Source organism: Acinetobacter sp. MYb191, from assembly GCF_037572605.1.
Lineage (GTDB): Bacteria > Pseudomonadota > Gammaproteobacteria > Pseudomonadales > Moraxellaceae > Acinetobacter > Acinetobacter johnsonii.
Genome location: NZ_JBBGZP010000010.1, coordinates 70,209 through 96,770 on the forward strand (window position 1 = coordinate 70,209; position 26,562 = coordinate 96,770).

Sequence of the window (26,562 nt, forward strand, 5' to 3'; positions counted from 1 at the left end):
GAGGTTGCTATGCTTGCACAAGAAACCGTGTTAGAAAAATTACGTGAGTGGATGGAAGAGCTGTTTGAAATTGCGCCTGAAGATGTGCAGTTAGAATCAAACTTAGCTTCAGACCTCGATGTCGACAGTATTGATGCCATTGATTTGGTCGTAAAAATTAAAGAGCTGACAGGCAAGCAAGTTAATCCTGAAGACTTTAAAAATGTACGTACCGTTCAAGATGTGGTGCTCGTGATTCAGAATATGTCGGCTGAATGAACAACATTTTAAAAGGGATAGCAGGGGTCGGATTGCTTCTCTATCCTTTTTTTGTGGCTTATGCTTTGGCGCACGGACAGTATGTCTGGGTCAGTGCGGTATTGATTGCACTGGGCATCCTGCGTCTATTGAGTAAGGGCAATGCCTTGCTGTGGCCCTTGATGGGTTTTGCCATTTTATGTGGCGGGCTGAGTTTGATTTTAAAAGATCATGCATGGCTTAAGCTCTATCCTGTCTTTATGAGTCTCGGGGCGCTGTTTATTTTTGCCAGCACCTTGATTCGACCGCCTTCGATGATTGAACGTTTTGCACGTTTGGCAGAGCCTAATTTGCCCGAAGAGGGGGTAGAATGGACCCGTCAAGTGACCAAAGTTTGGTGTGGGTTTTTCTGCATCAATGCGGTCATTGCCCTGATCACTGTTTTCTTTGCACCGATGAAGATTTGGGTGCTGTATAACGGCTTGATCTCTTATGTCTTGATGGGTGGGTTGTTACTGGGAGAGTTTGTGTTACGCAAACGTCAACAACGGTTGCATCAGGCACAGAAATAACAGCATTTCCGTCAGGGCAGCTGAAACAGTGGCCTCGAACTATAGCGATTAGAAATACGGTTTTAAAAACAAATTTTATGTCTTGTCATTTTCAACACCATCTCCATTCATCGCGTCCCTTGTGTATTCAGGCGGACTCAAGTTTTGTGTCCTTTCATACTTTTTGGTTGGATGTGGCTGAACAGGCTGCGCAAATTCAGCCGTTGGAACAGCCTGTATGGGCGCTTTGGCAACAAGACAGTTATGAGTTTTTAGTGTTGCTGTTTGCGGCCTTGCAAGCAGGTAAGCAAGTGTTATTGCCCCCGCATCGGGTCAGCGACTTAGAAAAAGAACTGGCTGAACAGCAGATTTATTTTTTAAAACGGTTGCCATCGACAGCAGCGCTAACCTTCGAGCTTCAATTTGATGCTGCTTTTCTCAATCGGGCTCAGCTGTATTTTTATACTTCGGGCTCAACTGGGCAGCCGAAAAAGATTCCGCGTACCCTGCAACAACTGTTCAATGAAGTCTGTGGTTTAGAAGCCAGTTTTGATTTACCTGAGCTGGCGGTTGCGATTGCCACGGTGAGCCATCAGCATATTTATGGTTTGTTGTTTAAGCTGTTATGGCCCTTAGCCAGTGGACGTAGTTTCTATCAAATACAACTGGCTTTTCCTGAGGAAGTGGTTGATCTTCAAAAGAAGATTGCCCGTTTACAGTTGCCCAATTATCTGATTTCCAGTCCTGCTTTGCTGAAGCGTTGGACTACAGATGTGGTATTGCAAGACTGTCAGATGGTCTATTCCTCTGGTGGAAAGTTGGATGCAGGCGTGCGTCCTTTGCTGAACTGTCCGATTACGGAAGTGTTTGGTAGTTCTGAAACAGGCGGGATCGCTCACCGTCAGGCAGATGATGTGTTATGGACACCCTTTGCCAATGTCGAAATTAACTGCGCCGAGCAGCAAGAGTTAGCCGTTAAAGCCAACCATGCCTTTAGCGCGGATTGGATTTTGACCGGAGATAAAGTGCGGGTCGTAGATGCATATAATCCCAAAAGTCCATTTCAGTTATTGGGGCGTTTGGACCGCATTGTCAAACTCGAAGAAAAGCGTTTAAGTCTCGATGCCATTGAAGCAAAAATCGCTGAATTGGTCGAAATAGAACAATGTCATGTCCTAATTCATGAAAAAGAACAGCGCCAGATTTTAGCGGTGGTGGCAGTGTTGACTGAGGATGCTCGTGTACTGCTCATTGAAAAGGGCAAAGCCGCCTTTACCGCACAACTGAAAAAACAATTACAACAAAAACTGGAAAGTATTGCGATTCCGCGGCAGTGGCGGTTCTTAACGCAAATGCCACAAAATGCTCAATCCAAGTTGAACAAACAGTATTTAAAATCGCTCTTTCAACCGATGACCTTGCCTGTGGTATTGGCGCAGCAATCTCACGATATGCAGATCAGTTATGCTTTGGAGTTTGTGCCAGAGCTGGAGTGCTTTAAAGGGCATTTCCCGAACTTCCCGATTTATCCAGGTGTAGGACAAATAGGATTTATTCAGCATTTTGCCAAACAAAACTGGGCGGATTTACTGTGGTGTAACGGTTTTGAACAGTTAAAATTTCAGGGACTGATCCAGCCCTATCATACGGTGGAACTGGTGCTCAGCCGAAAAGCAAATAAGGTCAGTTTTGAGCTGAAAAATCATGACAAAATATTGGCATCCGGACGTTTGCTGTTTGCTGTCCCGTCAGACGTTTAAGCCGAGAGACTAAAATGAAACACTGCTTTGTGATTCCTGTGTATAACCATCCGCATTATTTGGCTGCGTTACTGTCACATTTAAGCGCTTTCGAGTTACCGATTATTATGGTGAATGATGGCAGTGATACTGCTTGTACGGCAGTGTTACATCAGCTCGCGCAGGACTGCCCTAGGGTCGATTTGGTTGAACATACCCACAATCAAGGTAAGGGACAGGCGGTGATTACGGGGCTCAAGCATGCCCTTCAATGTGGTTATAGTCATGCCTTGCAACTGGATGCCGATGGACAACATGACTGGCAGGATGTGCAACGCTTTTTAGACACCTCTATCCAGCACCCCGAAGCCATGATTATTGGTCAGCCGATATTTGATGCGACTGTCCCAAAAAAACGTCTCTATGGCCGTTATGCAACGCATATTTGGGTGTGGATTAACAGCCTGTCTTTTGACATTAAGGACAGCATGTGTGGCTTTCGCGTTTATCCTTTGGCGCAGACGGTAAACATTTTAAATACAGCCAAGTTTCAACCGCGGATGGGTTTTGACTCGGAAATTTTGGTGCGTTTGAAATGGGACAATGTACCGTTTATCAATCTGCCCACGCATGTGATTTACCCCGAAGGCGGCATTTCACATTTTGATGTTTGGCGGGACAATCTGGGCATGGCACGCGCGCATAGCCGCTTATTGGGTGGCATGCTGCTGCGTTTCCCCAAGCTGATTTATCAGAAAGTCAAAGGCTAAGGCGGTCAGAGAAGCATATGCAGAAATGGAGCGCCGTGAAAGAGCGGGGCGGGATGTTACCGCTAATGCTGATGCTGGGTTTCTACCGTTTGGGTGGGCGCTGGCTGTGCCGGGTCATCTTGTACTTTGTGATTTTATGGTACTGGCTCTTTTCCAATACCGCGCGTCAGGTTTCGCTATTGTACTTAAAAAAACTGCATCATTTCGCAGGTGCACAGTCACCGTTTCAGGCTGAGCCACAGCTTTGGCACAGCTATACGCATTTGATGCAATTTGGCGAATGTATTTTAGATAAAATTGAAGGTTGGCTCGGGCATATTCCTGAGCAAAACTTAAAGCTACATGGTCATGCGCACTTTCGGTCGCACTATCAAAAAGGTGCGGTGATAGTGGTGTCACACTTTGGCAATATTGAATTGCTGCGCGCCGTCAAAGCAGAGCATCCGCAGAAAATTAATGTGTTGGTCTATCAAAAACATGCCACCAAGTTCAATGCGTTTTTAAAAAAACTGAATGAACATGCCGATGTTAATTTGGTTTCGGTGGATGAGCTAGGAATAGAAACAGCACTGATTTTGCAGGATAAATTGGATCAGGGTGAATGGGTGATTGTGGCAGCAGACCGCGTACCCGTGCAGTCAGATCGGGTACAATCAGTTGCTTTTTTAGGTGAGCAGGCGCTGTGGCCGCAAGGCGCTTGGATCTTGGCCAGTTTATTGAAAGCTCCTGTACTGGCGGTGTTTTGCTATCGAGTTAATACACATTTTGAAGTGCATATTCATCAAATAGCGGAGCAGTTAAATTGGCCACGTAAACAGCGTTTACAGGCCATGCAACAGACCACCCGCCAGTATGTGCAACTGTTGGAACAGCATTGCATACGCGCGCCCTATCAATGGTTTAATTTTTATAATTTTTGGAATAAAGGATAAGTCTTGTGTTAATTGTTGGGGAAACTCCGCTCAGTATTGAAGATGTTGTGGCTGTAGCGCGTAAAGAAAAACAGGTGGCATTGCCTACCTCTGCTGAATGGACAGCATTGATTCAACGCGGCGCAGATTTCCTCGATCAGCTGTTGCAAGACGAAGGCGTCATTTATGGCGTGACCACGGGTTATGGCGACTCGTGCTTGGTTGAAATTCCAGCCCATCAAGTGCATGAGTTGCCGCTACATTTGTCGCGTTTTCATGGCTGCGGCATGGGACAAAACTTAGACCTAATTACGGCGCGTGCTGTGGTGGTGGTGCGTTTATGTTCTTTGGCACGCGGCTATTCGGGTGTTTCGCATGCCTTGTTGCAGCGTTTGGTCTGGATGCTGAATGAAGATGTGATTCCTGTGATTCCCTCGGAGGGTTCGGTGGGTGCCAGCGGTGACTTGACACCTTTGTCTTATATCGCTGGGGCCTTGGTCGGTGAGCGCGATGTGTACTATCAAGGCCAGATTGTACCGATTACACAAGTGTATGCCGAAAAAGGTGTACAGCCTTTGGTGATGCGTCCTAAAGAAGGTTTGGCCCTGATGAATGGTACAGCAGTCATGACCGCGATTGCCTGCCTGAACTATAAAAAAGCCGAACAGATTTCTTTTGCCAGTACTTTGATTACCGCATTGAATGTTTTGGCATTAGAGGGCAATCCAAGCCATTTTGATGAAGTCCTATTTGCGCAAAAACCACATCTGGGACAGCAGCATATTGCAGCGCAGTTACGCGACTGGTTAAACAGTGAAGTACAAACTGAACACCAAAGTTCACGCCTGCAAGACCGTTATTCACTGCGCTGTGCACCGCATGTGATTGGGGTGTTTGAGGATTCTAAACTGTGGCTGCGTCAGTTTATTGAAAATGAGCTGAACTCAAGCAATGATAACCCATTGATTGATCCAGTGAACCTGCGGGTACTGCATGGTGGACATTTCTATGGTGGACATATTGCCCAAGCTATGGACAGCTTGAAAATCATGATCGCGAATATTGCTGACTTGATGGATCGTCAGTTGGCGCAGTTGGTGGACTATAAAATGAACAATGGTTTGCCGCGCAATTTAACCGGTTCAAGTCCTGAGCGTTTACCACTGAATCATGGTTTTAAAGCGGTGCAAATCGGGGTTTCGGCATGGACAGCAGAAGCGTTGAAACAAACACTCGCGGCGTCAATTTTCTCACGCTCAACCGAATGTCATAATCAAGACAAAGTCAGCATGGGCACTATTGCCGCGCGTGATGCCAGCCGTGTGATTACCCTGACCGAGCAAGTGATTGCGGCACTCAGCTGTGCAGCGGTTCAGGCGGTCAAACTCAAAGGTGTAGATACAGAACTCAGCCCTGTTTTAACAGCATTTCAACACTGGGTGCTTCAGAGCTTCACCTATATAGTGGAAGATCGTCCTTTGCAACAAGAGCTTCAGGCGCTGGTTCATCGCTTTGAGCATTTAGAACTGTTAGACAGCATTGCTGTTCAATATTCATAGGAAATGAGCATGCATGCTGATGTAATCATTGAAGTGCCTTTTCATGATGTTGACACCATGCATGTGGTGTGGCACGGGCATTATTTAAAATATTTTGAAATTGCACGCTGCAAACTGCTGGATCAATTTCACTATAACTATAACCAAATGCGCGACTCGGGCTATGCATGGCCTGTGATTGAAAGCTATGTGCGTTATGTGCAAGGCATCGAGTTTGAGCAAAAAATTCGTGTACGTGCTGTTTTAAAAGAGTGGGAAAATCGTTTGAAAATTGAATATCTAATTTTTGATGCGGTTTCGGGCAGAAAGCTGACCAAGGGTTTTACTTCACAAGTGGCAGTTGATATTGAAAAACGTGAAATGTGTTTTCAATCCCCACAAGTGTTGTTGGACTGTTTAAATGCATGGCCTGAGTTTAAAGCGGAGTAATGCAAGTATGATTCGATACAAATTTCCTAAGCCGATTTTGGTTGCGTGTACAGCCAGTGTCATGACTTTGCTTGCTTCCACAGTGAATGCACAAAATACTGAATTGAAGCAGGTGTTTGCTCAGCTCGGTGCAACGCCTGTGGTGCGTGCCCAATTTGAGCAGCAGAAAAAACTAGCAGCTTTAAATAAAACCTATGTGTCCAAAGGCACGGTGCTGTTCAGTAAAAACCAAGGCGTATTGTGGCAGATTCAGAGCCCAGTCAAAGCCGATTTGGTGGTGACACCACGTAAGTTGGTACAAAAGACACAGCGTACTTCTAATCAAATTGAAGTTGACAAAACCCCGTATGGCTCTGTGGCAACGATGTTTTTACAGTTGATGTCGGGCAATGAAGCGGCACTCGCTAAAAACTTTAATGTGGTGTCTGCCAATTACAGTCCGACGCAGTGGAATGTCAGCTTAACGCCGAAAAGCAGTCTATTTAAAAAGCTTTTTGTCCAAGTCGATGCGCAAGGTCAGCGTTATGTGGACCGTATTACGATTTTGGAACAAGCCAATAACCGCACCATCATTCGTTTTAGCCAGCAAACGGCTCAACCTCAAACTTTAACGGCTGCGGAAAATGCGCTTTTCCAATTGGCAAAATAAGTTTAGCGTCCTGTGGCTGTTGGTGCTGTGTGTCATCGCTTTGGCACTGGGCGTGGCTTGGCTGAATAAAGGCATTAAGATTGAGACTAATATTTTTGCTTTGCTGCCTGAGGCCCATCAAGATGCGCATCTGGAACAAGCACAGCAATATGTCAGTCAGCAGTTAAATGACAAAGTTTTTGTGGTGCTGGATGCCAAAACGGATCAGCAACTTGAACAGGCAACGCAAGCACTCAAAACCCAAGCCGACCAAAGTCAGCTGTTTTTACCGGTTCGTCCGCAGCTGGATCCTGATCAATTTGCCCAAGCGCTGTATCAACACAAAGCAGGGCTATTATCCAAGACCGATCAGCAGATTGTGCAGGAGCAGGATGATGCCGCACTGATAGAGCAAGGCTTATTGCAACTGATGAGTCCCGGCATGCCGATCACGGCTGAAATGCTCAAGCAAGATCCCTTGCTGCTGTTCCCGCGTTATGCAGTGGGTTTAAGCGCTTTACAAAGCAATGCCGATATCAATTTAGAGCAGGGCTTTGCCACAATTCGTGATGAGCAGGGCATCTCGCGCCTAATGGTGCTTCAGCTCAATAACAGTCCTTATAACATTGCCTACCAAGAGCAGACCGCTGCATTTATCCAAAATATCAATCAGCAGTTTAGCCAGTTGCAGGTCAAACTACATTGGACGGGCACACTGCTATTTGCACAGTTCGGTACCAACTCTGCCAAAGAGGAAATTTCCACTATTGGCGTGGGTTCGACCATCGGGATTTTGCTTTTGGTCTGGTTTGGCTTCCGTTCAATACGACCGATGCTGACGGAAATGGTTGCGGTGGGCACAGGCAGCTTGGTGGCCTTTGCCGTGACGTATTGGGTTTTCGGCGAAATTCACCTGATGACACTGGTCTTTGGCGCCAGTTTGATTGGGGTCTGTGTCGATTTTTCATTTTACTTTATGGCCATGCAATCTCAGCACCGACAGATCGATGGATTTACTGTTTTAAAACCATTATTGCCGAGTCTATTTGTGGGGCTAATGACCACACTACTGGCCTATGTAGTGCTGAGCTTTACCCCATTTCCAGGCTTTAAACAGATTGCGGTCTTTTCCATGGTTGGGCTGAGTGCCGCATGGGTGACCAGTATTTTATTGTTGCCACGTCTGCCTGCACTGAATGCGGAACCTGCGATACGTGCTTTGGGCTTTATTGGCAAAGCACGCAGTTATGTGCAGAGCCGAAATACGCTGCGTTATGGCATGATTTCACTGATTTTACTGGTGATGGGTAGTAGTCTCTTCTTCCTGAAAAGCAATGATGACATCCGCAATTTGCAAAGTATGGATGCCACCTTAAAGCAGGAAGATCAATATATTCGTTCGCGTTTTATGCAACAGCAAAGCAGCGAATATTTTGTGGTACAGGGCAGAACCCCAGCAGAGTTAGAACAGCATGAACAGCAACTGTTGGCAAGGCTTGCACCCTTGCAGCAGGCTGGCAAGTTAGATGCTGTGCAAGCCTTAGGGCAGTGGATTCCCTCGCTTGAGCAGCAAAAACACAATATCGCGATGTTACAGGCGATTCCTCAGCCCGCTTTGGTGGAATATGCGCAAGCACTACAGCTCAATACCGCCGATGTTTTAAACTGGCAAGCGCATTTAAAAGACCAACCGTTGCTGACCGAAGCCGTCTTTAAAGATCATCCTCTGCATTTTCTGCAGATGAGTCCGACGCAACGTTTGGTGATGCTGCAAAATGTGCATGACGTCAAAGCCATGCAACAGCTTGAAAATGCGGATGTACAACTGTTACGTCCAGTTCATCAACTGTCTGAATTGTTTAAGCAACATCGTGAGCAGGCACAGTGGCTATTGCTCAGCGCTTTGCTGATTTTAGCCATTGGCTTAGGGGCACTTTATGGCAAAAAATCCATTCTGCCTTTGGTGTTGCCTGTCAGCATGGCCTTAATGACCACTTTTGCGATTCAAGCCTGGTTGGGTGTCGAGATTAATTTATTCAGCATTATGGGTACTTTCTTGATCATTGGGATTGGGGTGGACTATGCGATTTTCTACCGTCACGGACATGATCACCCGCAGGTGGTGGGTATGGCTCTGTTCCTGTGCATGATGTCGACGTTCTTTGGCTTTGGTTTGCTGTCCTTTAGTCATACCTACGCCATTCACAGTTTCGGCTTAACGGTGTTGCTGGGCGTTATTTTTTCATTTATTTATGCCACACTTTTTACATCCTCCGATGCAAAACATGGGGTGGTTCAACAATATCAGCCAAAGAGCTGAGTCAAAGGGTACAGTGCAATGAGCACCATGCAACAGACAGATGTTTTAATTATTGGGGCGGGACCATCAGGTAGTTCGGCAGCAGCTTTGCTACGCCAAAAAGGCCATCAAGTCACGGTCATCGAAAAGCAATATTTTCCGCGTTTTTCCATCGGTGAGTCTTTATTGCCGCAGTGTATGGTGTTTTTAGAAGAAGCGGGGTTGTTGGAGACGGTGCGTGCCCATGCTGACGAATATGCCTTTCAGTTTAAAAATGGCGCGGCTTTTTTAAGAGGCACACAGCGCAGTTTTTATGATTTTACCCAAAAGTTTAGTGAAGGGCCGGGGACCACATGGCAGGTACGGCGTGCCAACTTTGACCAGCTTTTGGCACAGCAAGCCGAAAAAATGGGCGCGGACATCCGTTTTGGCCATGAAGTCTTGGCGGTCGATGTGACGTCTACACAGCCGATTTTGACGGTCAAAGATGCGCAAGGCGACAGCTATCAAATTCAAGGCAAGTTCCTCTTGGATGCCAGTGGTTTTGGCCGCATTTTGCCAAAGTTTCTCGACTTAGAAAGTCCGTCGGACTTTCCTGTGCGCCGTGCAGTCTTTACCCATATTGAAGATGGTTTGTTGGATGACCCTGAGTTTGACCGTGAGAAAATCTTAATTACCGTGCATGAAAAAGACCACCGCGCATGGTATTGGCTGATTCCTTTTGCCGATGGGCGCTCTTCATTTGGCATCGTGGCGGAGCAGGGTTTCTTTGAAAAATACGGTTATGACGGCAGTGCGGACTATGACTTAGAAGTCTTGCAGAAACGTATTTTGGCCGATGATGTCAGCTTGTCGCATGTGCTGCGTCATGCCAAACATGATACTCCTGTGCGTACTTTGGTGGGCTATTCTGCCGATGTGAAACATTTGGCATCTGAAAACTATGCACTGCTGGGTAATGCGGGCGAGTTCCTCGATCCTGTCTTTTCTTCAGGGGTCACCATTGCCTTAAAATCTTCCAGTCTAGCAGTGCCTTTGGTCGAGCAAGTGTTGCAAGGTCAGGTGGTCGATTGGATGCAGCAATATGAAAAGCCGTTGCGTAAAGGTATTCAAGTGTTCCGTGCCTATGTCGAATCATGGTATTCAGGTGAGTTTCAGGATGTAGTGTTCTCTACCCATCAGGATGAAAAAATTCGCCGTATGATTGCTTCTTTACTGGCAGGTTATGCATGGGATACGACTAACCCGATTCATCGTAATGCCAAGCAACGCTTGAGTACCTTGGCCGAATATTGCCGAGAAGAACAACCCCAAAAAGAGTCGCTGACCGATGAAACTTAAGCTGCGTTTAAAGACCGTCAGTTGGGTTTTAGCCAGTGCGCTGCTATGTAGTGCCTGTCAAAGTTGGATTCCCAAAGCGCAGGGACTCGCGACTCCGCAGTGGGCTGCGCAGAATTACCAGCGTCAAGACCAAATTGAAGTGCAGTGGAAAACCCAGAGTTTCAGCTTTTTACTGTACCAACAACAGCGGGGACAGTCGCTTGATATGCTGGCACTTAGCCTTACGGGACAGCAGTTATTCAAGCTCAGTTTTGATGGTCAAAAGGTAGACGTTGAACAGCGGATTGAGCCGATGAAACTATTGCCTTTTGATTATGTAGTACGCGATATTTTGTATGCAACCTATCCAAATTTTACTGCGTTACATGCTGCTCAAAGTAATGTATTACAGAAAGCCGATACCATTTATATGCAGCAACAGCCCGTGTTGAAAATTCAGCAAAATGATGGGGTAATTGAACTGGATAATCTGCAAGTGCCTTATCAAATGGTCATCAGTGCGGTGAGCAATACTTTAGAAGATGATCAAGGTGACCATCATGACTAAAAATCTACAACATGTTTCAGCTGTTGGCATTCAGTTCAGTGCTGCACTGTCGGCTTTGGGACAAAATGCCGCCGAGCTTCAACATGCCTTAACAAGCACCGAAAATACCTTATCCCAACGAGAGGATCTGATCGCGGGGCGTACAGTATGGGTAGGTGCATCTGACCAAGCCTTGCTTCAAGCAGTTCCTGCAAGCTTGAGCGGTGCAGATTCACGGAATTTACGCTTTGCCCTGACGGCTCTGGCACAAATTGAAACCGAGATTCATGCTTATACTGCACAGTTTCCTAGACAACGTCTCGCAGTGATTATCGGCACGTCAACCTCAGGAATCGCGGATAATGAGCCTGTATTGAAAGCTCAGTTTCAACAGCCAGCACCACAGTCCGTACAGCACCAAAAACAAGAAATGGGCAGTTTAGCGAAAGCCTTACAACAGTACTTGGGTTGGGAAGGGCCTGCCTATACTATTTCTACTGCCTGTTCCTCTGCGGCTAAAGCGATGGCTGCGGGGCAACGTTTGCTGAATGCTAATTTGGCCGATGCGGTCTTAGTCGGAGGAGTCGACACCCTAGGCAAGCTGACCTTAAATGGTTTTGATAGTTTAGAAAGCTTATCGAACGGAATTTGTCAGCCCTGTGGTGCCAACCGTGATGGGATCAATATTGGTGAAGCTGCAGGACTGTTTTTACTCTCCAAAGCGCCTGCCCCTGTGATGTTACTCTCGAGTGGCGAGTCAATGGATGCATGGCATATTTCAGCACCACATCCAGAAGGGAAAGGGGCTGCGGAGGCGATGCAAAAAGCATTAGACGCTGCACAGCTTCAAGCAAGCGATATTGATTATTTAAATTTGCATGGCACATCCACACCGCAAAATGATGCGATGGAAATGAAGGCGGTACAGACTGTTTTCTCTGATGCAGCTGTGGCCTTGAGCAGCACCAAACATAAAACGGGACATTGTCTGGGGGCAGCGGGTGCAATTGAAGCCTTTATTTGCCAGCAGGTTTTATTAGATCAATCTTGGCTGCCGCTGCATCATACAGGCGAATTGGACGATGCTTTGGCTGAGCAAAATTATGTGCTTACACCGCATTTGAATACGCCAATTCGCTATGCAATGAGTAATTCTTTTGCTTTTGGCGGCAGCAATATCAGTTTAATTTTCGGGACAGCTTTGCCATGATGGATGCAGTACGGTTTATTCCGCATGTGAAACCGATGGTTTTCGTAAGCCATTTGATTGAAGCCAATGATCAGTTTGCGATTGCAGAACTTCACATCACACCTGATTTGATGTTTTGTGAGCCAGAAGGCTTGCCCACATGGAGCAGCATTGAGTTGATGGCGCAGACCATTAGTGCCTATGCCGGTTATAAAGGACAAACTCAGGGCTTGCCACCGAAAATTGGCTTTTTATTGGGAACGCGTAAAATGCAGTTGCCTTGTGCTTATTTTAGTTTGGGCACAACCGTGCGGATTCGAGTAGAACAAAGTTATCTGCACGAAGGTTTGGGGCAGTTTAATTGTGAAATTGAATATCAAGAACATCGGTTCAGCGCCATGTTGAGCGTATTTGAGCCTGAAAATATGAATGAAATCATTGGAAAATTAGTGTGAACAGAAGAGTTTTAGTCACGGGTTCGAGTCGTGGAATAGGTAAAGCGATCGCTTTGGAGTTGGCAAAGGCAGGCTTTGATGTCACGGTACATGCTCGTTCAAGACAGTCTGAGGCCGAAGCGGTGGCTCAGGAAATTCAAGCGCTTGGACAGGCCAGCCATGTACTGATGTTCGATGTGAATGAGCGTGAAAAGATTGCCGCTATTTTAGAGCAAGATATAGCACAGCATGGTGCTTTTTACGGCGCTGTGTTGAATGCAGGCTTAACCCGTGATGGTGCTTTCCCCGCACTGACTGATGAAGACTGGGATGACGTGGTCTCGACCTCTCTGAACGGGTTTTATAATGTGCTGAAACCCTTGATGATGCCAATGATTCGCTTGAAAAAGGGCGGACGTATTGTGACTTTGTCTTCGGTGTCTGGAATCATGGGGAATCGAGGTCAGGTGAACTATAGTGCTGCCAAAGCAGGCTTGATTGGTGCGACCAAAGCATTGGCACTGGAATTGGCCAAACGCAAAATCACGGTGAATTGTGTGGCTCCGGGCTTGATTGAAACAGAAATGGTCACCGAAGAAGTGAAAGAACACGCCTTGAAAATGATCCCGATGCAACGCATGGGGCAGGTGGAAGAAGTCGCAAAAGCGGTGAAGTTTTTATGCAGTGATGATGCCAGTTATATCACCCGCCAAGTGATTTCAGTCAATGGAGGCTTGATCTAATGAAACGTGTTGTTGTGACAGGCATGTCTGGGATTACCTCTTTGGGTGAAACTGCAGAACAAATTTTTGAGCAATTTGCACTAGGCAAAAGCGGCATTCGCTATATGCCCGACTGGGAGATTTATTCCGATTTACGCAGTAAATTGGCCGGCCCTGTTGAGTCTTTTACCGTACCCAAGCATTTTAACCGCAAGGTTACTCGAGGTATGGGACGTGTTGCCTTAATGTCTGCAGTATGTGCTGAAAAAGCATTGGAAGATGCAGGTTTACTGCATGCGGATATCTTAAAAAGTGGCGATGCAGGTGTGGCTTTTGGTTCCTCTGCAGGTAGTGTCGATGCCGTACGTGAGTTTGGCACGATGTTGATTGAGCACAATATGAGTCAACTGAATGCCACAACCTATATCCGTATGATGTCACATACAAGTGCAGTCAATATGACCGTGTATTTCGGCCTAAAAGGTTTAACGCTGCCGACCTCAAGTGCCTGTACTTCGGGTTCCATGGCAATTGGTCAGGCTTATGAAGCGATCAAATATGGTAAACAAACCGTGATGATTGCAGGTGGGGCAGAAGAGCTCAGTGCAGCAGGTTCAGCCGTGTTCGATGTGCTGTTGGCGACCAGTGTGCAAAATGACCATCCAGAGACAACCCCGCGTCCGTTTGATGCAAACCGGGATGGTTTGGTGGTCGGTGAAGGCGCAGGCTGTTTGATTTTAGAAGAATATGAACATGCTCAAGCGCGCGGGGCGACCATTTATGCCGAGATTGTTGGTTATGGCAGCAATACCGATGGTCAGCATGTAACTCGACCTGATTCTGAAATGATGGGCCGTTGTATGCAGTTGGCATTGAAAGATGCACAGCTTACTGCCGCGGATATTGATTATGTCAATGCGCATGGCACTTCGACCGATCAGGGTGATATTGCCGAATCACAAGCCACTGCACGGATCTTGGGTAAAAAACCGATCAGCTCATTAAAAAGTTATTTTGGGCATACGCTCGGGGCATGTGGAGCAATTGAGGCATGGTTGAGTATCGAAATGATGCGACGTAATCAGTTGGTGCCGACACTGAATTTAGATCAGATTGACAGTGTTTGTGGCGATCTGGATTATATTGTTTCAGACATGCGTTCAGCAGAAACGCAAATGGTGATGAGCAATAATTTTGCTTTTGGGGGAATTAATACCTCCTTGATTTTTAAACATATCTAATTAGATAAGGGTAGAACGATGTTATTCAAAAATATTGGTGCAGTCGTTGCGTTGTCTTTCGGTGCAATCGCATCGGCTCAAGCGGCTGACAAAATGTATGATTTTAAATTTCAAGAAGCTGTAAACCGTGCTGTTGCAGATGGCGTGCTAGATGGCTCGGTAAAATTTTATTTGGCAGGCACCAAGTCGGGAGGCAAGGTGATTGAAAAGGGCTTAGTGACCAATAAAAAGACCAATGGTTTTGCCAAATCTGCGGAAACTTCATGTGATCATGTACTTCGTTCAGCATTGATTCAATTCCAAAATACTGCCAAAGCCAATGGTGCAAATGCTGTGACTAATCTGGTGAGTTTCTATAAGTCGAATGAAACACGTAGTACCACCACCTACCAATGCGCGAAAGGTACGGCACTCGCGGGTGTGGCGTTGAAAGGTGACTTGGTGAAGTTTTAATTTGTTTGGAGGCGTGAGATGAGTTTCCAAATAAGAACAATCTAATTCCAAGTTCATTGTATAGCAGCAGTATTAGGATGGATTCTTACAACGAGGGATGCTCTATTTTTAGACATCCCTCGTTGGCTCGATGTCTCAATTCAGCATTTTTGATTGTCGGAGTTAGTATTGGTAATTTGAGTAATATTCAGAAATGTATAAAAAAGCCCCCATCTTTCGATGAGGGCTTTTTTGAATTTGGAGCGGGAAACGAGACTCGAACTCGCGACCCCAACCTTGGCAAGGTTGTGCTCTACCAACTGAGCTATTCCCGCGTATTGAGCAGTTTTTATAAAAACTTACACTAAAAAATGGAGCGGGAAACGAGACTCGAACTCGCGACCCCAACCTTGGCAAGGTTGTGCTCTACCAACTGAGCTATTCCCGCGTATTGAGCAGTTTTTGCTAAAACTTACACTGAAAAAAATTTGGAGCGGGAAACGAGACTCGAACTCGCGACCCCAACCTTGGCAAGGTTGTGCTCTACCAACTGAGCTATTCCCGCATAGCGCTGTATGATACAGCAAGCAAGTTCAGGGTCAATAGCTTTATGAAAAAGCTGAGTTTAATTGCATAAAATAAAGCCAGTTTTAGACGATGCCTTGAGATTTTTTAACTTTTACTCGCGAAAAGTTGTGCCTCATGCTAGCTGAAAGAGTTTTACGCATTCAACATCCCGAAGGAACAGGTATACTTTGAACGAATCATCATTTTTGGAGACAGGTATGAGCTTGGAGCAGCAACTGATTGAACGCTTACAACAGCTTTCCCCATCATATTTAGAAGTCGTGAATGAATCTTCTGGTCATGGTGGCTATTTTCCGGGTAAAGAGTCACATTTTAAAGTAATCGTGGAGAGTGAGAGTTTTGAGGGATTGCGTTTAGTTCAGCGTCATCAAAAAATTTATGCGGTAGCAGGAGACTTACTCAGTCCAGGTAAAATTCATGCTTTGGCTATTCATGCCTTTCTACCTGAAGAATGGCAAGGACAAGACACTTCTAGTCCAAATTGCGCGCACGCCCCGAAAAGCTAAGCAGAGATTCAGTCATGGAAACACAATTATTGATTAAGATCGTGCATATGAGTGCGGTCAGCTTGGCATGTGTCGTGATTTTGGCGCGTGCCATGACGCTATTTAAAGGCGTCCAAGGCAATCAGCCCAATCCAGCAGGTCGAACAGCTTTTGTAGCCCTTCAGCACTTAAGCATGCTGGTGATTGTACTGACGGGGATTGCCCTTTTGGTCATGAAAAACTTTGATGTGCAAACATGGTTTTATGCCAAAGTGGTTTTATTTTTAGTGATGTTATCTTCTTTGTCGAAAGCTTATAAAAAAGAAGACAGCATTTTACTTACACAGCGCCGAGCGGGGTTATTCTTGGCGGTGGTTGCGATGATATCCATTTTAGGTTTAGTCATGATTAAACCAAACTTTGGCTAATTGTTAGACATAATCATCGGCACGGCGGTTGTTCTGCGCTACACTGCTATCTATAGCGGAAAAATAACAAGAGGGAGGGGATTTCATGCATACACGTGTGGTATTTAATCAAAAAGGTGGTGTAGGCAAATCCAGTATTGCAGTGAATTTGGCAGCAATTAGTGCACATCAAGGCTTAAAAACCTTATTGATTGATCTCGATCCGCAAGCGAATTCGAGTCAGTATGTGCTGGGCGATGACGCAACGTATTCGGCAGACAAACCAGCTTTAGAACCCAATATTGAAAACTATTTTGAAGAAGTGCTTGGAACGACTCAAAATAAAAGTCTATTGGGCAGTGCCATTGGTTCGATCCTCAAAGGACGAGCTAAAGGCTTAGAAAGTTATGTACACCAATCCCCTTTTAAAAATTTGGATGTGATTCCAGCCAGCCCAAGCCTCGGGGCATTGGCTTATGCTTTAGAGTCAAAACATAAAATTTATAAACTGCGTGATGCGTTACAACAGCTTGCTGGAAAATATGATCGTGTTTATATCGATACACCACCAGCCTTTAACTTCTTTACTTTGTCGGCACTGATTGCAGCCAATAAAGTCCTGATTCCGTTTGATTGTGATGTCTTTTCTAAACGTGCATTGCAAACTTTGATCGAAAATGTGCTCGAAACTCAAGACGATCATAATGATCATTTGGAAATTGAAGGCATTGTGGTGAATCAGTTCCAAGCGCAGGCCAAACTTCCGCGTGAAGTGGTGCAACAGCTGAAGGATGAAGGTCTTCCTGTACTAGAAAGTATGTTGCCCCCATCGGTGCTGATGAAAGAATCGCATCACAAAAATTTACCCTTAATTCATTTGGCACACGATCATAAATTGACGCAGGCCTATCAATCATTGTTCAATGAGATTGAGAATAATAAATTGCGAGATTCAGCATGAAAAAGATCACAATTGCTTTTTTAATGGGCAGTACGCTGTTATTGAGCGCCTGTGCCACAACGGTTAAACCGACTTATGTCTCTCCTACACAGTATCAAGCTTTGAACTGCCAACAGTTACAAGCAGAATATAATCGGATTCAGCAACATTTAGATGAAGGTGTACCTACTGCAAAACGTACGGGTGTTGGCGTGGGTCTAGGTCTGGGTGGTGGATGGAGTCATGGTGGCGGTTGGGGCTTTGGTCCAAGCGTTTCAGTCAATATGGGACAATCATCGAATACCAAAAAAACTGAAATTTCACGACTTTTGGGTCAGCAAGAGGCGATTGTACAGGCTGCAAAATTCAAAGGCTGTGCAATTACCGTGCAAAATAAGACGAATTAATGCCGCATTTATTCATTCTGCTGAAGGGTTCAACCTTTCAGCAGTCATTAAAATCTTAGCAAAATGTTTCGAAAATAATCTCAATAAAACAATGGACTATCGTTTTACCATGCACTTTTCTACCTCATGGGTTCTGTGTTTTTTTCGGCTTTGACTTGAGGAAACAGCTCTTTTTCGGCTAAATTGCGCATCTTTAATGCTGTTGTTGGATGTCTATGATTGAGAGTTGGCTGTTTGTATTGGCAATGATTGCTGTCTTGATGATTCCGGGACCAACCAATGCTTTACTCGCAAGCTCTGCACATCAGCAAGGTCTGGCGAAGACCAGCTTACTTGTACCCGCAGAACTGTTTGGGTATTTCTATGCCATCAATTTATGGGCACTCCTGATTCATCTTAGTACACCGACTTGGCCTTATCTGATAGATCTTTTACATGCACTCAGTGCAGTCTATGTGTTCTGGCTGGCTTTTCATTTGTGGAAAAGCTCGCACTTAGAAAAACATAATCAACGTTTTACCTCGATTCGACCGAAACAATTGTTTTTTTCTACTTTGAAAAATCCGAAAGCGGTCTTATTTGCTGCGGGTATTTTTCCCTATGAAGCTTGGGATAATCCCACCAATTTCTTTTTGGTGTTTGCGGTGTTTAGTCTGGTGTTATTGCCAACGGCACTGTTCTGGATGTCTTTTGGCCGTGCCATTTTATCGGGTGAGTCCAAACAAATAAAAGCCGATCTCTTATATAAAGGATCGGCCATGTTGTTGGTGGTGTGTATGTTTCCCGTGATTCTACGTTTTTTTGCTTAAGCTTCAGTGGTTGATTTTTTCTTTAATTTGGCACGAATAAAACCAATGATTCCCGGCAAGACGCTAATAATAATAATGCCGAAAATCAGATGCGTGAAATTGTCTTTGACCACAGGCACATTACCAAAAATATAGCCTAAAGTAATGAATGAACCAATCCAGCAGAATGCGCCAATTAGGTTATAAGACAGGAAAAATTTGTAATCCATTTTTCCTGCACCTGCTACAAAAGGTGCAAAAGTCCGCGCAAAAGGGATAAAACGCGCAAAAATAATAGTTTTACCACCATGTTTTTCAAATAATTTTTGTGTATTAATCAGGTGTTGTTTATTGATGAAACGGGACTCGATTTCAAAAACACGCGGTCCAATATAACGGCCAATGTGATAATTCAGCGTATCGCCCAGTACGGCTGCGACAAAAAGTAAAACACCAAGAGTCCATGGATTCATTGCACCAGTGGATGCTGCTAAGGCACCTGCGGCAAACAATAAACTGTCGCCGGGTAGGAACGGCATGACCACCAAACCTGTTTCCACAAAGATGATGAGAAACAAAATTGCATAAATCCAAACCCCATAGTTGGTGATAAACTCAAGCAGATGGTCATCGACATGTAATATAAAATCAATCAGTTCCATGGGGCACAAATAAGCAAAAGAGTGCGGAAATCCTAGCAGTCTCGTTATCAGAAGTCAGTATTAAAACGTAAATAAATTTAGCTATTGGTGTTCTTATTTTGAAACGATGCGTGATGAAAATGGATATTTATTCTAAAAATAGAGAAGATTAAGATAGCTACAACTTCAAATAAAACGTATTTAAAGGTGTAAAAATGTTTAATCCAAATGTTGTGGTCAAAAATATTGTCAATCAACCCAATACCGATGCAGTTTTAGCTTTAATTGCCCGTGTACTTATGGCTTATATTTTCCTTATTGCAGGCTGGGGAAAAATTTCAGCTTATAGCGCAACTGTAGGGTATATGGAGTCTATGGGTGTTCCCGGAGCGCTATTACCTTTAACCATTTTAGTTGAGTTTGGTGGTGGCTTAGCGCTGTTATTTGGTTTTCAAGCCCGTTTTGCTGCGTTTGGTTTAGGTCTATTTAGTATGATTACCGCGTTTATTTTTCACGATGGCGCGCAAGACAGCATTAACTTTATGAAAAACTTTGCCATGGCGGGTGGTTTATTTTTTCTAATGCTGCATGGTGCTGGAAAAATGAGTCTAGATCATCTGATTGAAAAATAATTCAAAATGAAAAGCAGCATTCATGACGCTGCTTTTTCTATTTACAAAAAAGTACGGTGTAGATGTCTTTTTTTTGTTTTGATCAAGATCAATAAAACATGAGGAAAATAAGATGAAAAATCTTTTTAAAATAGGGTTATGTATTACAAGTCTAAGTCTTGCCGCTGGGGCATGGGCTAAGGATGACCATATCATTTTACAAGAAGCTGCAAAGAACCATGTCTCTGTGTCAGCCATTGCAAAGCTCAAAGATGAAACGGCGGTCACTTTAAAAGGGACACTGCTGAAACATCTCAATGAAGACCACTACGAGTTCAGCGATGGTACAGGGGTTATTTTGCTGGATATTGATGACGATTTATGGAAAGCATCCAATATTAAAGCAGGCGATAAAGTGCAGGTTGTGGGTGAGGTGGATACACATCGTTATAAACCAACCGATATTGAAGTCGTTAAAATAGAAAAAGTTTTGAAATAAACATCAGGCACGCGAAAGCGTGCTTTTTGATATAAAAACCATTGGGTTTTAAGTGTTGTATAAAGCTTGTCCGAATTATGTGCGTTATGCGCGGAAAAATGCTAGAATACGGCGCTTATATTCGTTTGCCTTTCATAGTTGTTTGTCATGACTACCAATACTCAAATTACTGAAGATCGTATCCTTATTTTGGATTTCGGTTCTCAATATAGCCAGCTTATTGCACGCCGCGTACGTGAAGCTGGCGTATATTCTGAAATGTATGCCTATGACATGTCTGAAGAAGACATTCGTGCATTTAATCCAAACGGTATCATCTTATCAGGTGGTCCTGAGAGCGTACACGAAGAAGGCAGCCCACGTGCGCCAGAAGTTGTGTTCAACTTAGGTGTACCAGTTTTGGGTATTTGCTATGGCTTACAAACCATGTCTGCACAGCTTGGCGGTAAAGTTGAGCCGGGTACTGTACATGAGTTCGGTTATGCCGAAGTAAACATCCAAGTTCGTGACAAGTTGATTGGTGATCTTGAAGACACCAAAGACCAACTTAAAGTCTGGATGAGCCATGGTGACAAAGTGACAGCGATTCCTGAAGGTTTCCAAATCACTGCAAGCACACCAAGCTGTCCAGTTGCGATGGTTTCTGATGAAACGCGTCGTTTTTACGGGATTCAGTTCCACCCAGAAGTAACGCACACTGCAAAAGGTGCAGAGTTATTATCGAACTTTGTACACAGCATTTGTGGCTGTCGTAGCCTGTGGAACTCTGAAAACATCATTGACCTACGCGTTGAACAATTACGTCAACAAATTGGCGATCAAAAAGTTCTTCTTGGTCTGTCGGGTGGTGTTGATTCATCAGTAGTTGCTGCGCTTTTACACCGTGCGATTGGCGATCAATTGACTTGTGTATTCGTTGATAATGGCCTACTTCGTTTGAATGAAGGCGAGCAAGTGATGGACATGTTTGCGAAAAACATGGGTATCCGAGTGATTCGTGCTGATGCTGAAGAGCGTTTCTTGACTGCACTTGCAGGTGAAGTTGATCCTGAGAAAAAACGTAAAATCATTGGTCGTGAATTCATTGAAGTTTTTGCTGAAGAAGCGCGTAAGCTTGATGGCGTAAACTTCCTTGCTCAAGGGACGATTTACCCAGACGTGATCGAATCTGCTGCAACCAAAAATGGTAAAGCGCATGTGATTAAATCTCACCACAATGTGGGCGGTTTACCAGATGACTTAGCTTTTGAATTGGTTGAGCCAATCCGTGATTTGTTTAAAGATGAAGTGCGTCGTTTAGGCACAACTTTAGGTTTACCGTTTGAAATGTTATATCGTCATCCATTCCCAGGTCCAGGTTTGGGCGTGCGTATTTTGGGTGAAGTGAAGAAAGAATATGCAGACATTTTACGTCTTGCAGATGATATCTTTATGCAAGAGCTTCGTGCTAGCGGTTGGTATGATAAAACTGCACAAGCCTTTGCTGTATTCCAACCGGTGAAATCTGTTGGCGTCGTCGGTGATGGTCGTCGTTATGCATGGGTGATTGCACTTCGTGCTGTTGAAACGGTTGACTTCATGACAGCGCGTTTCGCACATCTTCCTTATGATCTTGTAGATAAAATCTCTACACGCATCATGAATGAAATTAAAGATGTTTCTCGTGTGGTCTACGATGTGTCGTCTAAGCCACCAGCAACGATTGAATGGGAGTAAAACTGGGCTTTCATGAAGCAATGCTTCATGCCAGTTTTACGCCAAAGGCTGCGTCTGCGGCAGAAAGGCTTTCAAGAAGCGAAGCTTCTTGCCTAAATTGCGCCAAGAGCTATGCTCGCGGCAGTTGACGAAAATTACTTTTTGAAAAAGGACGCTTAGGCGTCCTTTTTTATGGTGTTTGATTATTGGGATGAAGTGAGTCATTCGGGATCGTAATGTCTATACTTTCTAATAATGCATTGTATTGAGCTATATCTTCTTGTTGAAATTTACTAATAATAGCTTTAGCTGATTTTTGCATTTCAGGTTGTTCAGAAATGGTTTCACCACGTTCAAGTACACCTGTCATATGAGAATATTCATTATGAATTCTATCTGTCAAAGTCTTGTGAATTTGCTCTCCCCAAAAAGTCTTAAGTTGGGCATCTAGTTGGTACGTAGGAGATGGAAACTTATAAAAAGTATAAATTTCTAAAAATTTTCGTGCATTATTCCCAAAATTGTAGAAAAGATGGAAATTTGAATCATCAATCTGATTTACTGTTGCGCACTTATAAATTTGGTCAAATAAGAAATTGAATTCGGTTAAAAACTTACTTAAATAAAGAGGCATTTGTCGAATAGTTGAAAAGTTATCGTGTCGTTGAATTAAGAAATAACCTGCTTTTCTTTTTTGTTCTCCAACTTGTCCAATAGAATTGTCGGTTTCAACACCTTTAATACGACGTAAATATTTTAAAAACTCTATATTATGAGTGGAAATAAAAAGCTGTAAAAATTTCTGATCTTTGCATATTTTTTCTTCAATTAAGGAGTATATAAAGAAAATATGGTTACTATCTAAACTGCTAATAGGATCATCAATCCAAATAATAGGTTTTTTATCTTGTTCCAAATCATCTTGAATTTTAGCTAGGAAATAGCAAAATGAAATTAAGCTTTGCTCACCTTCACTCAAATTATGGGCTTTTATTCCATTACGTTGGATTTCAAATTTAATCTCTTTTCCATTTGTTGTATTGGCTTCGATTGGTTCTAGGCTTAAGGCTTGATGTCCGAAATCATGATTTAGAATATTCTTAATGCGTCGACAAGCTTCACCCTCAGATTTTAATTTGTCTTCTTCACTTTTTATTTCAGTAGTAATTGTAGTTTTTCGAGTTTGTAGTGTTGCAAGTTCAATTTCTAATGGAGCAATGGCTTCAAAAGCTAGGTCTATATCTGAAGTTAACTGAGTGTAGTTAATAGATTGTAAGAAGAGATAAATATGATCTAAACGTAATGCATTTTTAGCTTCGTTTTGCAAAGAATAAAGTTGATCATTTTTCTGAATGCATTCAGTTCGAATCTGAGAAATTCTTTCAAGGATAGTTTTGATTTCTGTAGAATGATCTTGAGGATGTTCGATTGATAACTCTGAAAATAGTTTTTTATCTTTATCCTCAAGTGATTTTTTTAGCAGTTCGATAGATGATTTCTGCTTGGCAAAAGCATTTTGCAGATTGGTTTGTAGTTGAGAAAGTTCAGGATGGTACTGTTGGTAATAGTTCGTCATATCAAAGCTGATATTTAATGGACTATTACTTAGTAACTTATCTAAATATTGTATTCCTTTGGAAATTCTATCGCGGAGCTTATCTGTTTCTTCATCAAAATGATTGGCTAATTCTTTGCGTCTTTGATCGCTAATTTCATTATTACAGAATGCACAAGTAGTACGATCATTATGTAGGGGATGTCCTATTTGCGCCCATGAATTTAGAGAGGGATTATTTTTTAGTTCATCAATTTTCTCTGAGCTACCAACAACTGATTTTAGTATGTCATTCGTAGAAGTGATGAGAGATGAGAAATTTAAAGTATAAGGTGAGAGCTCAGGGGGAGCAGATAGCTTACGTTGTCGAACAGTATTTTCAAATAATTCTATTTGCGTCAGGTTTAGTTGTTGATAGTTATTGTGTAGTACTTCAAAAATATCTGCTTCTAAACTTCTTTTGTCATAGCGAATATTCCCAAAACGTTCATGTTGATTCTTAATTGAATCAGAGTTTCGAGTTGCTTTATCTGATAATTTTTTGTCTAAGTCACGTACTTTATTTTGATGATTGGTTTTGGCATTTTGAACTTCATTAGCTTTATTGTGAATATCAAGATATAGGGCTGATTTACAGATTTCTTCATTAGAGCCTAGTTCATTTTTTAACTGTTGAATACGATCTAGAACTTGCTGATTTTCACCGCCCAAAGTTACTGAGAATGATTCAATATTTGCATTCTCATCATGAATAAATTTCATGTTTTCTCTAATGAAATCAGAGTTATATACGTGAATTGGGTGAGCAAATGCCGATAGATTATTCTGAGAAATGATAGAACTATCTGAAAGCTCAATGCTAAAATTTGGATTTTCGTATTTGGGTGAAAGTGTTTTAGTTTCTAACGCTCGGATAATTTTAGAAAGGCTAGTTTTTCCAGAGTAGTTTCGACCATAAAAAATATTGATATCTTTAAAGTCATAAGTTTGATTCTGTTGAGCCGGATTGGAGGATAGATGAGTATTCCAATCAAAGTTTTGAAAAATCCCAAAATTATCAATTTTTGCAATGCTCTTGATTTTCACTTAATTTTCAGCCTATTTTTATTGAATAATAAAGTTTTTATTGCTTGGTAAATAATATCTAAATTTTTTCAGAATTGAATGCTATTCAATCAAATTCTATAATTTTTTATCAGTTCTAGTTTTTTTGAGTGGTTTATACATTTACAGAGCTTTGAGCAGATGCGTATGAACTCCTAAGACATATAGGGAGAAAGATGTAACAATATTTTTACATCCACTCATTGCCTTGTAGTTAGGTTTTGAAAACACAAGATATTGTCCCAAGTTTAAGAATCAGCATTCTATTTTTAGGGATGTGCAGTTGGGAATCTGCTTGTTATGATCTAGGACATATGGATCTGTAATGAGTAAGCACATGACGAATAATAACTATACTGAACTTTCACATTCGGATGACTGTGAAAAATACGTAAATCAATTCATTCAAGAGTTTCCACTGAGAAGTGCTGAAATCGGCCAAGGGACGGTCATCAAACGCGCGCTGCCAAGTCGCCATAAACGAATGATTGGTGCATGGTGTTTCTTAGATCACGCAGGCCCTGTAACCTTCCCACAAGGGGATGGTTTAGATGTTGGCCCACATCCGCATATCGGTTTGCAAACCTTTACATGGATGATTGAAGGTACCATGATGCATACCGACAGTTTGGGCAGCAAACAGTTGATTCGTCCAAAACAGGTCAACCTAATGACCGCAGGACATGGAATTTCTCATACAGAAGTCGCACCAGATACAGAAACTAAAATGCATGCGGCACAATTGTGGATTGCATTGCCTGATGCACAAATTGCTGTTGAACCCCGTTTCGATCACTATCCAGAACTGCCAGTGGTGGAAAAAGATGGGGTGGAGTTTACTGTTTTGGTCGGAGAGTTTTTAAATACTACCTCACCTGTGAGTGTTTATACCGAGCTGTTAGGAGTGGACTTAAGCGCAACAGAAAGCACCAAAACCCGTTTAACACTCAATCCAAACTTTGAATATGGCTTTATGGCTTTAGAAGGAACGGCCACGGTCAATGGGCACGAACTGACAGAAGACAATATGGTGGTACTCGAGCAGGGTGTAAGTGCGATTGAAATTGAAATCCATGCTGGCAGCCGCTTGTTACTGTTAGGTGGTGAACCCTTTGAAAGTCCAATTCTACTGTGGTGGAACTTTGTTGGTCGTACTCAAGAAGAATTGAAAATTGCGCGTGATCAGTGGATTGCACAAGATGAACGTTTTGGTTCCATTCCTGACTATGAAGGTCCGCGCTTGGAAGCACCAGCATTTCCAGACCAAATGCGCGCTTCAAAATAAAGGGAATACTGCGAAAAATCGTTCAACAACAGAATAGGTGGGCAGTTTCAATACTTGAAACCTATTCAAAATAATATCAATGAAAAATAGGATAATAAAAATATGGCAATAATTGCGAATGCGGAAGTCAAAACATGCGTTGAAGCATGGTCTGGTGAAGTGAGTAGTGGGCGACATCAATTCATTACCGATAAACCAGCGTCTTTTGGCGGTCAGGACAAAGGCCCAGCACCTTATGACTTTATTTGTACAGGTTTGATTTCCTGCACCATGATTACCCTACGGATGTATGCGCAGCACAAAGGTATCGAGTGGGGGGCTTTTAGTGTGGAAGCAGATTTTAATGCCAATAAAGAAGGCCGAGAATGGATTAGTCGTCGTTTGTCGTTTGAGCAAACATTGACAGAAGAAGCACGCCAAAAAATCTTGGATATCTGTCAAAAAACACCAGTCACTAAAACTTTATTACGTTCCGTCGAGATTGAAACCTCAATTGTTTAACTCGTTTGACGGTTTTTTATAGGCGGTAAAGGATTTTGTGCGACTGGA

General features: G+C 43.3%; 28 protein-coding genes and 3 tRNA genes. 26 read left to right on the top strand and 5 right to left on the bottom strand.

The features are described 5' to 3' along the window. Positions 1 to 9 precede the first annotated feature (9 nt). The 16 genes from WH214_RS05755 (at position 10) to WH214_RS05830 (ending at position 15,029) form a co-directional block, all read left to right on the top strand. On the top strand, positions 10 to 258 hold the full coding sequence (locus WH214_RS05755; RefSeq protein ID WP_339421900.1) for an acyl carrier protein: 249 nt from the start codon (positions 10 to 12) through the stop codon (positions 256 to 258). Further along, positions 255 to 809 (top strand): septation protein IspZ, encoded by a 555-nt coding sequence (locus tag WH214_RS05760; protein WP_339421899.1) that lies wholly within the window; start codon positions 255 to 257, stop codon positions 807 to 809. The genes WH214_RS05755 and WH214_RS05760 overlap by 4 nt, the downstream gene beginning before the upstream one ends. A 77-nt stretch (positions 810 to 886) precedes the next feature. Continuing rightward, on the top strand, positions 887 to 2,548 hold the full coding sequence (locus WH214_RS05765) for an AMP-binding protein (protein ID WP_339421898.1): 1,662 nt from the start codon (positions 887 to 889) through the stop codon (positions 2,546 to 2,548). Between the two features lie 14 nt (positions 2,549 to 2,562). Continuing rightward, positions 2,563 to 3,297, top strand: coding sequence for a glycosyltransferase family 2 protein (locus WH214_RS05770; RefSeq protein WP_339421897.1), 735 nt, complete (start codon positions 2,563 to 2,565; stop codon positions 3,295 to 3,297). Between the two features lie 17 nt (positions 3,298 to 3,314). Continuing rightward, on the top strand, positions 3,315 to 4,229 hold the full coding sequence (locus tag WH214_RS05775; protein WP_339421896.1) for an LpxL/LpxP family acyltransferase: 915 nt from the start codon (positions 3,315 to 3,317) through the stop codon (positions 4,227 to 4,229). 5 nt (positions 4,230 to 4,234) lie between these two features. Then, complete coding sequence (locus WH214_RS05780; RefSeq protein WP_339421895.1) at positions 4,235 to 5,767, top strand: HAL/PAL/TAL family ammonia-lyase; 1,533 nt, start codon at positions 4,235 to 4,237, stop codon at positions 5,765 to 5,767. Between the two features lie 9 nt (positions 5,768 to 5,776). Beyond that, positions 5,777 to 6,196: an acyl-CoA thioesterase gene (locus tag WH214_RS05785; protein WP_339421894.1), complete on the top strand. Its 420-nt coding sequence runs from the start codon at positions 5,777 to 5,779 to the stop codon at positions 6,194 to 6,196. A gap of 61 nt (positions 6,197 to 6,257) precedes the next feature. After that, a complete protein-coding gene (locus WH214_RS05790; protein ID WP_339422959.1) occupies positions 6,258 to 6,845 on the top strand; it encodes an outer membrane lipoprotein carrier protein LolA in 588 nt (195 codons plus the stop codon). After that, positions 6,820 to 9,144: an MMPL family transporter gene (locus tag WH214_RS05795; protein ID WP_339421893.1), complete on the top strand. Its 2,325-nt coding sequence runs from the start codon at positions 6,820 to 6,822 to the stop codon at positions 9,142 to 9,144. The genes WH214_RS05790 and WH214_RS05795 overlap by 26 nt, the downstream gene beginning before the upstream one ends. 18 nt (positions 9,145 to 9,162) lie before the next feature. Further along, positions 9,163 to 10,464, top strand: a complete 1,302-nt coding sequence (locus WH214_RS05800) for an NAD(P)/FAD-dependent oxidoreductase (protein ID WP_339421892.1) — start codon at positions 9,163 to 9,165, stop codon at positions 10,462 to 10,464. Further along, a complete protein-coding gene (locus WH214_RS05805) occupies positions 10,454 to 11,011 on the top strand; it encodes a DUF3261 domain-containing protein (protein ID WP_087013767.1) in 558 nt (185 codons plus the stop codon). Before WH214_RS05800 ends, WH214_RS05805 begins: the two co-directional genes overlap by 11 nt. Then, positions 11,004 to 12,200 (top strand): beta-ketoacyl-[acyl-carrier-protein] synthase family protein, encoded by a 1,197-nt coding sequence (locus WH214_RS05810; protein ID WP_339421891.1) that lies wholly within the window; start codon positions 11,004 to 11,006, stop codon positions 12,198 to 12,200. Before WH214_RS05805 ends, WH214_RS05810 begins: the two co-directional genes overlap by 8 nt. Further along, positions 12,197 to 12,634 carry an ApeP family dehydratase gene (locus WH214_RS05815; protein ID WP_339421890.1) on the top strand — a complete coding sequence of 146 codons (438 nt, stop codon included), beginning with the start codon at positions 12,197 to 12,199 and terminating at the stop codon, positions 12,632 to 12,634. Before WH214_RS05810 ends, WH214_RS05815 begins: the two co-directional genes overlap by 4 nt. Beyond that, positions 12,631 to 13,356 (top strand): 3-ketoacyl-ACP reductase FabG2, encoded by a 726-nt coding sequence (locus tag WH214_RS05820; protein WP_265465014.1) that lies wholly within the window; start codon positions 12,631 to 12,633, stop codon positions 13,354 to 13,356. The genes WH214_RS05815 and WH214_RS05820 overlap by 4 nt, the downstream gene beginning before the upstream one ends. Continuing rightward, positions 13,356 to 14,576, top strand: coding sequence for a beta-ketoacyl-ACP synthase (locus tag WH214_RS05825; RefSeq protein WP_339421889.1), 1,221 nt, complete (start codon positions 13,356 to 13,358; stop codon positions 14,574 to 14,576). The genes WH214_RS05820 and WH214_RS05825 overlap by 1 nt, the downstream gene beginning before the upstream one ends. Before the next feature lie 18 nt (positions 14,577 to 14,594). Continuing rightward, positions 14,595 to 15,029: an excinuclease gene (locus WH214_RS05830; RefSeq protein WP_339421888.1), complete on the top strand. Its 435-nt coding sequence runs from the start codon at positions 14,595 to 14,597 to the stop codon at positions 15,027 to 15,029. Between the two features lie 238 nt (positions 15,030 to 15,267). On the opposite strand, the gene WH214_RS05835 is transcribed toward WH214_RS05830, so the two are convergent. From WH214_RS05835 to WH214_RS05845, 3 genes are all read right to left on the bottom strand, one after another. Further along, a tRNA-Gly gene (locus WH214_RS05835) sits at positions 15,268 to 15,343 on the bottom strand. Between the two features lie 37 nt (positions 15,344 to 15,380). Beyond that, positions 15,381 to 15,456: transfer RNA gene (locus WH214_RS05840), tRNA-Gly, on the bottom strand. A gap of 41 nt (positions 15,457 to 15,497) precedes the next feature. After that, positions 15,498 to 15,573 (bottom strand) — tRNA-Gly (locus WH214_RS05845). A 220-nt stretch (positions 15,574 to 15,793) separates the two neighbouring features. Between WH214_RS05845 and WH214_RS05850 the strand changes: the two genes are divergently transcribed. The 5 genes from WH214_RS05850 (at position 15,794) to WH214_RS05870 (ending at position 18,644) form a co-directional block, all read left to right on the top strand. Further along, complete coding sequence (locus WH214_RS05850; protein WP_339421887.1) at positions 15,794 to 16,102, top strand: BolA family protein; 309 nt, start codon at positions 15,794 to 15,796, stop codon at positions 16,100 to 16,102. Positions 16,103 to 16,116: 14 nt separating this feature from the next. After that, positions 16,117 to 16,509 carry a SirB2 family protein gene (locus tag WH214_RS05855; RefSeq protein ID WP_005401912.1) on the top strand — a complete coding sequence of 131 codons (393 nt, stop codon included), beginning with the start codon at positions 16,117 to 16,119 and terminating at the stop codon, positions 16,507 to 16,509. 85 nt (positions 16,510 to 16,594) lie between these two features. After that, complete coding sequence (locus WH214_RS05860) at positions 16,595 to 17,449, top strand: ParA family protein (protein ID WP_004684373.1); 855 nt, start codon at positions 16,595 to 16,597, stop codon at positions 17,447 to 17,449. Then, positions 17,446 to 17,835, top strand: coding sequence for a hypothetical protein (locus WH214_RS05865; protein WP_183173756.1), 390 nt, complete (start codon positions 17,446 to 17,448; stop codon positions 17,833 to 17,835). The genes WH214_RS05860 and WH214_RS05865 overlap by 4 nt, the downstream gene beginning before the upstream one ends. A gap of 215 nt (positions 17,836 to 18,050) precedes the next feature. Beyond that, complete coding sequence (locus WH214_RS05870) at positions 18,051 to 18,644, top strand: LysE family translocator (RefSeq protein ID WP_005401909.1); 594 nt, start codon at positions 18,051 to 18,053, stop codon at positions 18,642 to 18,644. Here WH214_RS05870 and WH214_RS05875 read toward each other — a convergent pair. Then, a complete protein-coding gene (locus tag WH214_RS05875; RefSeq protein WP_339993019.1) occupies positions 18,641 to 19,285 on the bottom strand; it encodes a DedA family protein in 645 nt (214 codons plus the stop codon). The two genes, WH214_RS05870 and WH214_RS05875, sit on opposite strands and share 4 nt — an antisense overlap. A gap of 194 nt (positions 19,286 to 19,479) precedes the next feature. Here WH214_RS05875 and WH214_RS05880 point away from each other — a divergent pair, with 194 nt between their 5' ends. The 3 genes from WH214_RS05880 to guaA all read left to right on the top strand — a co-directional run bounded on the left by WH214_RS05880 (position 19,480) and on the right by guaA (position 22,090). Beyond that, entirely contained in the window at positions 19,480 to 19,896 is a 417-nt protein-coding gene (locus WH214_RS05880) for a DoxX family protein (protein WP_339421886.1), read from the top strand. 112 nt (positions 19,897 to 20,008) lie between these two features. Continuing rightward, a complete protein-coding gene (locus WH214_RS05885) occupies positions 20,009 to 20,374 on the top strand; it encodes a NirD/YgiW/YdeI family stress tolerance protein (protein ID WP_159126986.1) in 366 nt (121 codons plus the stop codon). 147 nt (positions 20,375 to 20,521) lie between these two features. Beyond that, complete coding sequence (gene guaA, locus WH214_RS05890) at positions 20,522 to 22,090, top strand: glutamine-hydrolyzing GMP synthase (RefSeq protein WP_004684379.1); 1,569 nt, start codon at positions 20,522 to 20,524, stop codon at positions 22,088 to 22,090. 169 nt (positions 22,091 to 22,259) lie between these two features. On the opposite strand, the gene WH214_RS05895 is transcribed toward guaA, so the two are convergent. Then, positions 22,260 to 24,710 carry an AAA family ATPase gene (locus WH214_RS05895; protein ID WP_339421885.1) on the bottom strand — a complete coding sequence of 817 codons (2,451 nt, stop codon included), beginning with the start codon at positions 24,708 to 24,710 and terminating at the stop codon, positions 22,260 to 22,262. A gap of 355 nt (positions 24,711 to 25,065) precedes the next feature. On the opposite strand from WH214_RS05895, the gene WH214_RS05900 reads away from it, so the two are divergent. Beyond that, complete coding sequence (locus WH214_RS05900; protein WP_004984002.1) at positions 25,066 to 26,013, top strand: pirin family protein; 948 nt, start codon at positions 25,066 to 25,068, stop codon at positions 26,011 to 26,013. Positions 26,014 to 26,115: 102 nt separating this feature from the next. Beyond that, positions 26,116 to 26,514, top strand: coding sequence for an OsmC family protein (locus WH214_RS05905; RefSeq protein ID WP_086210829.1), 399 nt, complete (start codon positions 26,116 to 26,118; stop codon positions 26,512 to 26,514). Positions 26,515 to 26,562 lie beyond the last annotated feature (48 nt).